This is a genomic window from Floccifex sp. (genome assembly GCF_051873555.1).
Lineage (GTDB): Bacteria > Bacillota_I > Bacilli_A > Erysipelotrichales > Erysipelotrichaceae > Floccifex.
Map to the genome: position 1 here is coordinate 1 of NZ_JBJEEY010000088.1, position 9694 is coordinate 9694.

The following is a 9694-nucleotide window of genomic DNA, read 5'->3' on the forward strand; positions in this document are numbered from 1 at the left end:
ATTTTATTTCAATCTTTCTTTTATTTCATCTTCTTGTTGAAGATGACCAATTAATAAAGAAGAATAAACATCATGTTGTTTCTGATTCTCTTTTACTTTCTTTTCATCATAATTGGCATAACAATACTGACAAAAATGCGAACAACTATTATAGACACCAATATCCACCATTTCCACACAACCACATTTACGAGCTTTCCATGGTTTATATATTTTATTTGTCAATTCAAAAGCTTTCTTTGCCGATAAACAAACATCTTGTTCAAATCCATATTCCACTAAATTCTTTTCTTCAAAACAAGTTTTTATTTTCATATGATGACTATGAGCAATCTTAGAAAAAGTATTTCCTATTATTTTATAATCTTCTTCTTTTAATTCTTTATATTGTAAAGAATTCTTATGTTTCTTTACATTTTTATATTCATCTAAAAAAGAAATAATTACTTCTTCGATATCATTTTCTAATAAAGAACACAAACGAGAAAAAGCTTTAATGTGATAATCTATCGTATATATATCATTCATAAAAATAGGATCATATCGAAGGACTACTTTATCTTTTCCTAGAATTTGTGAACACAAATGAATAGCTTCAATAATTTTTGTTTTATCTATCACAAATGGTTCAATATCTTTATGATACCCCGTTATAGTTACATGTAAATAAATGGGAATATGAATTTGTTCTAAATAAGGAAGTAAAGGAATCGGATTTTTTGTACAAAATAAAATTAAGTCCACATCTCTAAAATAAATACGACTAATCTTTTTTTCATAAAACGGATTTCTTACATCAATATATCCTTCTTTATATCGATTCATAAACCATTCCATATAAAACGCAACTACATCACATCTTCCACTTGCCATCAAAATCATATATATAATATAAAAAGAGCTTACGCTCTTTTCAATAAATTATTAAAATTTAAATCAAAATCAATTTTTTCATTTTTGATTTTTTGAATCACTTCCATCGAATGATTTAAAGTAGAAATATAATTTCTAGAACCAATAGCCCATTCAATGGCATCTATACCATCACTTTCAATCAATAATTTATGAGAATCAATTTTTTTAACCACTTCATTGACAGCTTCATCCACTCCCACAGAAGGACCAATGGTAAAATAATCCATAACTTCATCATATTCTTCTATATAATCCATACAAGAATACCAATGCGAAATATAAATATTCTTATATTTCTTTAATATTTCTAAAGCCTCTTTTTCCATTCCCTTAATATGAAGAATCACTGGTTTATGATAGTCTTGTGCCAATTGTAATTGTTTTTCAAAAACACCCATTTGAACATCCATATCCACATCACACCACGTATTATCCAAGCCAATTTCTCCAATAAATTGTGCCTGTTTTAATAAAGGTTCCATATCTTCAAAAGAAATAGTATCTGCTTTCCAGGGATGAATGCCAATACTTGTATGAAAAAAATATTGATTTAAATACGATTGAATTTGATGATATTCTTCTATATTACTAATATTACAAATTCCTTTTAAAGAATATAATTGAAACTCTTTAAATAATTCATCGGATATATGAAAATGTGCATCATACATTGTTTTCACCCTTTAATAAATCAAAAATATTTTTTTTCAAAACACCTTGATCAAACAACCAATCCCGACTCTTTGTGATTCCTTCTAAATGAATTTCTTTGATTAAAGTAGCAGGCCTATGACTTAAAATTAAAATACGATCCGCTAAATATAAAGCCTCATCAATATCATGAGTCACTAAAATTGTTGTCCGATTATAATTCTTTCGTAAATCCAGTAACCAATCTTGCATATCATTTCTTGTGATGACATCCAATGCTCCAAAAGGCTCATCGAGTAATAAGATATCGGCTTTACATAAAGCCGTTCTTAGAAAAGCCGCTCTTTGACGCATTCCACCCGATAACATAGAAGGATATGCATCTTGATATCCATCCAAGCCAAATATCTTAAATTCTTTTAAAGCATTTTCTTTGGCTTTTTTATCATGATTGATTTGTCCATATAAAGTGACATTTTCCAAAATGGTTTTCCATTCCAGTAATAAATCACTTTGTGGCATATACGCAAAATGATCACTCAAACCATCGACTCTTTGTCCATCCACTTCAATGACACCGGATTCTTTTTTTAATAAACCCGCCAATATATTTAAAATCGTTGATTTTCCACAACCAGATGGTCCTAAAATTGCCACAAACTCTCCTTGTTTCACTTGAAAATCAATATGATTTAAAATCAATTGCCCATCAAAAGAAATTGATAAATCCTTTACACTTAGCTTCATATACATCCTATTCTACAAATTCATTCGTATATTGATCACTGGCTTCAATTTTATGATCAATTAAACCATATTCAAACATGAAATCCGTATAATTATCCCAGACTTCATCTTTCATAACACCCCAGGAAACATCTGGTGCATATTGCGCTGATAAATATTCTTGTGATTTTTTCAAGAACTCTAAATCCACATCACTTAAAGCTACATCATGTAAAATTTCAGCGGATTCATCTGGATTTTCAATAGCATATTCATACCCTTTTTTTGTTGCTTCCATAAATTTCTGACAAATATCACTGTTATTTTCAATCATATCGTTATTTGTGATAATAACAGGAGTATAGTAATCCAATCTGGAATCCAATTCATTACATGGAAGATAATTCACTTCATATCCATCCATAATCGCTCTTAAAACAGCCCATCCATAGAATTCCCATTGAATATTGACTTTATTTTCACCTGTTTCACTTGATAAACCAGCAATACCCGATCCATCCGCTCCTACAATTGTTAATTTAGAAAAATCAGCCTCTTCTTTTTTCATAACCGCCTGAATTACAGCTTCTTCACTTGGAGCACCCCATCCAGCATATGTTTTTCCTTCAAAATCTTTGGCACACGTAATATTGGCATCTTTTAAAGACACAAAACCAGATGTATTATGTTGAATAATTGTCGCAATGGTTTTAATTGGTAAAGCTTCTTGGGCCGTTAAAGCATAGGTTACATCTTCCTGATAAGACACACCAAAATCTGCTTTTCCAGTAGCTACCATACTAGTAGTCGCATTATCGCCTGGTTCAATAATTTCTACATCCAATCCAGCTTCTTCATAATATCCTTTTTCTTTAGCTACATAGAATCCAGTATGATTTGTATTAGGTGTATAATCCAGCATTAAAGTCACTTTTGTTAAGTCAGAATTCGATGAAGTATCTTGATTTGAACTACAAGCTACCATAGACAAAGCCATTACAAACGATAAAAACACAGAAACAATTTTTTTCATTTTCTTTTTCTCCTTTTCAAATGAGGGAACAATATATATTCAATCAAAGACATAGCCAGATTCAATAAAATGCTCCATAAAATAATCATTACCACACAAGCAAATACTTTATCTAACATATAACCATTTTTGACACGTAACATATAATAACCAAGTCCAGCACTGCTTGAAAGCCACTCTCCAACAATGGCTCCTCCAATACAATATGTCGCGGCTACTTTGAGTCCCGAAAACAAACCCAAAGCCCCAGCTGGTATTTTTACCATTTTATAGATTTGAAACGTATTGGCACCAAAACTCTTTAATAAATTAATTTGATTATTGTCCACTTGTCCCAATGCATCACAAAATGAAATCGCAATGGGAAAGAAACACATAAAAATCACAATCAATACTTTAGGCGCCAAACCAAATCCCAGCCAAATCGAAAACAAAGGCCCTAATACCATAACAGGAACCGTTTGTGTCACAATTAAATATGGATAAATACTGGTTTTAAAGGATTTGGACATATCCATTCCAATAGCAATTATAATCGATAAAACAGTACTGATTCCTAAACCAATTAAAGACTCTTTTAACGTTACCATGGAATGCATCCATAAAATACTAAAATTATCAACAATCGCTTTTATAATTTTTGAAGGAGCAGGAAGAATATATAAACTAATACCAAATAGTTTTACACAACCTTCCCAAAGACAAAGTACAATCACGAACACAACAATGGGCATGACATATTTCTGTTTGTTTTTCACAACATCCTCCTTCCTATAAAAAAAGACGCCACAAAGGACGCCACTTCAAACTTTGATATGACTCCCTACGCTAGTATTAACTAGATCAGGTCATAAGGGATTGGAAACCCATCTCAGCTAAAAGCACCCCTGTCACGACAAATGATTTACTTGTACACATAATTATACGCTTGTTTTATAGAAATCACAAATTACAAACCGTATATAAAGGAATATTTACATCTTCCAATAATTCAACAAAGAAAATCGAACAGCCATTTCTGGTTAATTTTTATCATAAAAAGCCCTCAAACTCTGCAAACGAACATTTCCTTGTGCTTTTACCTCAATCGGAATAATTTGTTTACCCTTTTAAATGATAAAATCCTGTTCAAAAGTCGCTTTTTCTGTTCCAAAATAATACGGAATATAATCTGTTTCAGACAATATCTGTTGTAGAACAAATTGCTCACTCAAAGCCCCTTTGAACTCCACAAAAATTTCATTCCCTTCTAAAATGGAATACACATCCAATCCACTAAGTGCTCCCAACAAACCAATATCCACCATAAAAAGCTTATAAGAGCTAAAGTCTTTATAAGCCGATAAAGGTACATGCGCTTTATTTACTTTATAAATCAATCCGCTATCTTGAAGCCACTGAATTGCAACCTCAAATTCACTACTACGTGCTCCTTTTTTTATTTGTCTAAAAAAGAATTTTTTATTTTCTTTTGCTAATTGCATCGGAATTGACTCCCAAACCATATTGATTCTAGGTAATTCCTTTGCACCTATATGCTTACCAAAATCCCCTTTATCCTGTAAAACAATAGAATTTTGAATATCACGAACGCCTTTATAATCCCTCGTTTGCGAAAAATAATTCACAACTTCAGGCATTCCACCAATATAGTAATAATTCTTTAGCCACATTATATATTTATCCGAAAACAAATGAATTAGATTATAATCTTTTGATTCTAATGTTCTAGCTAATCCTTCTTCTTCCATAGCATAAAGACATTCTCTATAACTCATTGGATGAAGATTCAATACATCCACTTTTCCCACTGGATACGATACATTTTCATGCAACGCAACACCCAATAATGAACCAGCTGCCATGACATGATATTCATTGGCATCTTCACAAAAATATTTTAACGATTCTAATACTTTAGGTGCATTTTGTATTTCATCAAGAATAATCAAAGTATCTCCAGGAGTAATCGTTACGCCCGTTTCAATATTGAAAGCCATCAAAATACGTTGAATATCATAATCCATTTCAAAAACATCTGCCATTCGTTTATTATTATAAAAAGAAATATAAGCAACTTTTTGATATTCCCTGCTTCCAAACTCTTTCATCAACCAGGTCCTACTTGTCTGGCTCCCATAATAATAAGCGGTTTTCGATTCACTTTTTCTTCCATTTCACTAAATCATCAAACGCAAAACGCTTCATAAAACCACCTCAATTATAGGATATACATTTTTTCGGGCCTAAAATTATCCATTCTTTACATTTTTTCTGACCTAGATAAAACAAGCCATATATAAAGGTAAAGAAATAATACCATTTTCACTGACACCTATATTTCCATCTATGAATTTATATCCATATTCTATTTCTTTATTTTTCATAATAGAATTCAAAGAATTAGCTTTTGTATTAGAACTCTTTACTTCAATTGGAACAATTTTTCCATCCACCTGAATCAGAAAATCCAATTCCTTTTTCTTTGTTTCATTTTTATAAAAATATAAAGAATAACCCTTTTTGTAAAGAGCATCCGCTACTGCACACTCATACAATCCCCCTTTTGTATTTCCTGTAAGCGAATTTTCTATAATACGTTGTTTCAAAGAAAAATCTTTCATTGCCATCAACAAAGACAAATCCGTTGTATATACTCTAAAAAAATCTTCCCTTGAATAATCTTCTAAATCATATTCTATATTTGTCACTAATTTACACAAATGAACGATATTTGATGTAACTAACCATTCTATACTTGAATAATATTTTTGTGCCCTGGCACCTTTTTCAATTTCTTTATATTGAAACTTATGATTTTCTTTATCCAGTAATTGCCTTGCCAAAGTAAGATAACACTTCTCTGCCTTTATTTTTTCTTCTGCCGTTGCATAATGCGCAATATCATATTGATAACCCTGAAGCAAATTTCTTTGGATTTTATCCACTTCCCTGAAATCCTTTACATCCACATATTTCTGTACAGCTTCTGGCATACCACCAATAGCAATATATGTTCTATAATACGCCATCATTTGTTTGTGAATGGAATCAGGAATAACCATTTTATTTTCAAGAAACGATTTTAAAACAGAAATCATGTCTGTATGCATCCCCATTCCCCATAGAAATTCTTCAAAATCCAAACCATACATATTCAAATAATCAACATAACCTACCGGATAAGAAGAAGCTCTTTTATAATCAATTCCCAAAAGAGAACCCGAAGCAATAACATCAAAACGATTATCAATCGCCCAAAACTTTAGTGAAGTAATTGCCTGCTGACATTCCTGAATTTCATCTAGAAAGATTATAGTCTTTCCTGGAATCATTTTTTTATCTGGAAAACGAAAACGCATTGCCATTATCATATGATCAACCGTTAGATCTTGTGAAAAAATCTCACTAGCAGAAATCATTTGTTTGAAATTAATTTCTAATATTTCTTCATAATTTTCTTTCGCAAATTGTTCAATAATAAAAGTTTTCCCTACTTGCCTGGCACCCTGTACCACAAGACATTTTTTATCTTTATGATTGACCCAATATAAAAGCTGATCCATAATTTTTCTTTTTAACATATTTTTTACCCACCGTTATTATAATTCCAAAATGTTTATCTATCAACATTTTGGACATCTATTTTGTATGGTTCATCAACATTTTGGAAATTTTTATGCAAAATAAAAAACTCCAATGGAGTTTTATTTCTTAGGCAGCTGTGCCAATATAATAGCTATAAAAATTAAAACACAACCCAAAGTTTCTCTTAGTGTTAAAGTTTGTCCCAGTAATAACCAGGAAGCCAGAACACAGAATACCGATTCTAAGCTCATGATTAAAGAAGCAATGGTTGGATTTAAATCTCTTTGTCCAATGATTTGCAGTGTATACGCAATTCCACAAGAACAAATTCCTGCATAAAGAATGGAAACCCAGGCCGATGCATTGAATTGATAAATCCAATTCGAATCAACTTCCAAAAACAACATAGGAATCGCTGTTAAAATACCACAAACCAGAAATTGAATACAGGAAAGTCTGACACCGTCTACTTTTGGGGAAAAATAATCAATTACTAAAATTTGAATCGCAAAAACAGGTGCACAAATAATAGTTAATAAATCATAGAATTCAATTCGAAATTCTCCATGAATGCATAAAAAATACAAACCCATGACGGCTAATAGTACACCAATCCAGATATTGATTCCACATTTTTTCTTTAGAAACAAACCAAAAACAGGGACTAAAACAATATAACAAGCGGTTAAAAAACCTGCTTTAGAAGAAGGGGTTCCAAAATATAAACCCAATTGTTGAAGATTAGTTGCCACAAATATTAAAGACCCTGAACAAATTCCTCCCAAAATCAAAGTCTTGTAATCTTGTTTTGTTTCTGGTTTTTTCGATAAACCAAATCGATCTAATAGAAAAATTACTGGAATCAAACAAAGACTTCCAATAAAACAGCGAATACTATTAAAAGAATATGGACCAATGGCTTGGCCTCCTTCGCTTTGAAACACAAAACTAATTCCCCACAATAAAGCAGCAAAAGCCAATAAAAATGAATTTCTTACTTTTTTACTCATGAATAAGATTATAGAAAAAACAAAGACAAAATTCAAATGATTTATAAAAAAATGTCATAACATATTTTATTTTTTACAAACTCATAAAAAGTGATATGATTAACACGAAAAAGGAGGACAACATGAATAATTTTACTTACTCCATTCCCACAACCATTCACTTTGGGAAAAATCAAATCACGCATTTAAATGAACTCAAAGAAAGTGGAAATCGCGTCTTACTGGTTTATGGATCTGGAAGTATTAAAAGAACTGGTATCTATGATGAAGCCATGAATATATTAAAAGAAAATCACATGGATGTTTTTGAACTAGCCGGTGTTGAACCCAATCCACGTATTGAAACCGTTCGAAAAGGCGCACAAATCTGTAAAGACAACCAGATCGATATGGTTTTAGCCATTGGAGGAGGCTCTACCATTGACTGTGCTAAAGTCGTAGCTGCCGCTGCTGTATATGACAAAGATGCCTGGGATCTAGTGATTCATCCAGAATATATCCAAAGTGCTTTACCCATTTATACTGTATTAACACTATCGGCAACGGGTTCCGAAATGGATCCATTTGCGGTTATTTCAGACCTGACAAAAAATGAAAAACTAGGTACAAGAGCACATTGTCTATTCCCTAAAATGTCTATTTTAGATCCAACTTATACATTTACGGTTTCTAAAAAACAAACGGCATCGGGTGTAGCTGATATGATGTCTCATACATTTGAAAACTATTTTAATAACGTAGAAGGAACACAGATGCAAGCCGGTTTTGCGGAATCCATATTACGTTGCTGCATTCAATACGGCCCTATTGCCTGCAATCAACCCGATAACTACGATGCCAGAGCCAGTTTAATGTGGTGTTCAAGCTTTGCGATAAATGGAACCATTAAATTAGGATGCGAAGTCAAATGGTGTATCCACCCCATGGAACACGAATTATCGGCTTTCTATGATATTACACACGGACAAGGGCTTGCCATTTTAACACCTGTCTGGATGGAATATATATTAAATGAACAAACAAGTGCTCGCTTTGCCCAGATGGCACGTAATGTCTTTAATATTACTGAAAACGATGACATGAAAGCTGCTCAGCTTGGAATCGATGCATTAAAAACATTCTTTTTTGAAACCATGCACCTTCCAAGAACACTAAAAGAAGTAGGAATCACAAATAAAGATCAATTTGAAATCATGGCAAAAAAAGCCTATCCAAAATGTAAAGGAAGCTTTGTTCCACTATCTCAAAAAGATATTATTCAAATTTTTGAACGGTCTTTTGAATGAAATACAAACAAAAAATAAGACAATACGGACAAGATATTCTTTCATCAAAATCCATGGACATTGAAAAAAAATGTATACAACATGGAAGTCAAACCGTCTTTGAGCATTCGATACAAGTCGCTCGCATGTGTTTATATCTCAATGATTGTTTACATTTACATTTAAATGAAAGAATTCTGATTCGTGGGGCTTTGTTGCATGATTTTTTCTTATATGACTGGCATGACAAACAAAAATGGCATTGCTTCCATGGCTTTCGCCATCCCTATTTTGCATTAGAAAATGCCAAAAAAGAATTTGAAATCGATGACATTACAGCCGATATGATTATCAAACACATGTTTCCATTGATTCCCATTCCCCCAAAATACAAAGAAAGCTGGCTACTTTGTATTGCCGATAAAATATGTGCATCCAAAGAAACCATAAAACATAAAGTAGGCGATAGACTTTAAAATCTACCGCCCCTTATCAAACCGTACGTG

10 protein-coding genes and 1 riboswitch are annotated in these 9694 nt (G+C 32.1%); of the genes, 2 read left to right on the forward strand and 8 right to left on the reverse strand.

What is annotated here, in order from left to right; all coding sequences use genetic code 11:
• Positions 1–3 precede the first annotated feature (3 nt).
• The 8 genes from ACI32A_RS05240 to ACI32A_RS05275 all read right to left on the reverse strand — a co-directional run bounded on the left by ACI32A_RS05240 (position 4) and on the right by ACI32A_RS05275 (position 7923).
• Entirely contained in the window at positions 4–882 is an 879-nt protein-coding gene (locus tag ACI32A_RS05240; RefSeq protein WP_439753983.1) for a DUF1848 domain-containing protein, read from the reverse strand.
• Positions 883–902: 20 nt separating this feature from the next.
• Positions 903–1586 carry a TatD family hydrolase gene (locus tag ACI32A_RS05245; protein ID WP_439753984.1) on the reverse strand — a complete coding sequence of 228 codons (684 nt, stop codon included), beginning with the start codon at positions 1584–1586 and terminating at the stop codon, positions 903–905.
• The gene (locus ACI32A_RS05250; RefSeq protein ID WP_439753985.1) at positions 1579–2313 is read right to left on the reverse strand and encodes an ABC transporter ATP-binding protein; all 735 of its coding nucleotides are present in this window, start codon (positions 2311–2313) and stop codon (positions 1579–1581) included. Before ACI32A_RS05250 ends, ACI32A_RS05245 begins: the two co-directional genes overlap by 8 nt.
• A gap of 7 nt (positions 2314–2320) precedes the next feature.
• Positions 2321–3325, reverse strand: coding sequence for an ABC transporter substrate-binding protein (locus ACI32A_RS05255; protein WP_439753986.1), 1005 nt, complete (start codon positions 3323–3325; stop codon positions 2321–2323).
• Positions 3322–4083 carry an ABC transporter permease gene (locus ACI32A_RS05260; RefSeq protein WP_439753987.1) on the reverse strand — a complete coding sequence of 254 codons (762 nt, stop codon included), beginning with the start codon at positions 4081–4083 and terminating at the stop codon, positions 3322–3324. Before ACI32A_RS05260 ends, ACI32A_RS05255 begins: the two co-directional genes overlap by 4 nt.
• Positions 4084–4128: 45 nt before the next feature.
• A riboswitch (TPP riboswitch) is annotated at positions 4129–4224 on the reverse strand.
• Between the two features lie 210 nt (positions 4225–4434).
• Positions 4435–5436: an ATP-binding protein gene (locus ACI32A_RS05265; RefSeq protein WP_439753988.1), complete on the reverse strand. Its 1002-nt coding sequence runs from the start codon at positions 5434–5436 to the stop codon at positions 4435–4437.
• A 168-nt stretch (positions 5437–5604) separates the two neighbouring features.
• Positions 5605–6909, reverse strand: a complete 1305-nt coding sequence (locus ACI32A_RS05270; protein ID WP_439753989.1) for an ATP-binding protein — start codon at positions 6907–6909, stop codon at positions 5605–5607.
• A gap of 123 nt (positions 6910–7032) precedes the next feature.
• Positions 7033–7923: a DMT family transporter gene (locus ACI32A_RS05275; RefSeq protein ID WP_439753990.1), complete on the reverse strand. Its 891-nt coding sequence runs from the start codon at positions 7921–7923 to the stop codon at positions 7033–7035.
• Positions 7924–8045: 122 nt separating this feature from the next.
• Between ACI32A_RS05275 and ACI32A_RS05280 the strand changes: the two genes are divergently transcribed.
• Entirely contained in the window at positions 8046–9209 is a 1164-nt protein-coding gene (locus ACI32A_RS05280) for an iron-containing alcohol dehydrogenase (protein ID WP_439753991.1), read from the forward strand.
• A complete protein-coding gene (locus tag ACI32A_RS05285) occupies positions 9206–9664 on the forward strand; it encodes an HD domain-containing protein (protein WP_439753992.1) in 459 nt (152 codons plus the stop codon). Before ACI32A_RS05280 ends, ACI32A_RS05285 begins: the two co-directional genes overlap by 4 nt.
• The last annotated feature ends 30 nt before the right edge of the window (positions 9665–9694 follow it).

What these genes read in the sequence shown, in the direction of transcription:
- ACI32A_RS05265 (WP_439753988.1), bottom strand. Translation starts at nt 5,436, where the DNA reads ATGAAAGAGTTTGGAAGCAGGGAATATCAAAAAGTTGCTTATATTTCT.
- ACI32A_RS05255 (WP_439753986.1), bottom strand. Translation starts at nt 3,325, where the DNA reads ATGAAAAAAATTGTTTCTGTGTTTTTATCGTTTGTAATGGCTTTGTCT.
- ACI32A_RS05280 (WP_439753991.1), top strand. Translation starts at nt 8,046, where the DNA reads ATGAATAATTTTACTTACTCCATTCCCACAACCATTCACTTTGGGAAA.
- ACI32A_RS05285 (WP_439753992.1), top strand. Translation starts at nt 9,206, where the DNA reads ATGAAATACAAACAAAAAATAAGACAATACGGACAAGATATTCTTTCA.
- ACI32A_RS05250 (WP_439753985.1), bottom strand. Translation starts at nt 2,313, where the DNA reads ATGAAGCTAAGTGTAAAGGATTTATCAATTTCTTTTGATGGGCAATTG.
- ACI32A_RS05275 (WP_439753990.1), bottom strand. Translation starts at nt 7,923, where the DNA reads ATGAGTAAAAAAGTAAGAAATTCATTTTTATTGGCTTTTGCTGCTTTA.
- ACI32A_RS05270 (WP_439753989.1), bottom strand. Translation starts at nt 6,909, where the DNA reads ATGTTAAAAAGAAAAATTATGGATCAGCTTTTATATTGGGTCAATCAT.
- ACI32A_RS05240 (WP_439753983.1), bottom strand. Translation starts at nt 882, where the DNA reads ATGATTTTGATGGCAAGTGGAAGATGTGATGTAGTTGCGTTTTATATG.
- ACI32A_RS05245 (WP_439753984.1), bottom strand. Translation starts at nt 1,586, where the DNA reads ATGTATGATGCACATTTTCATATATCCGATGAATTATTTAAAGAGTTT.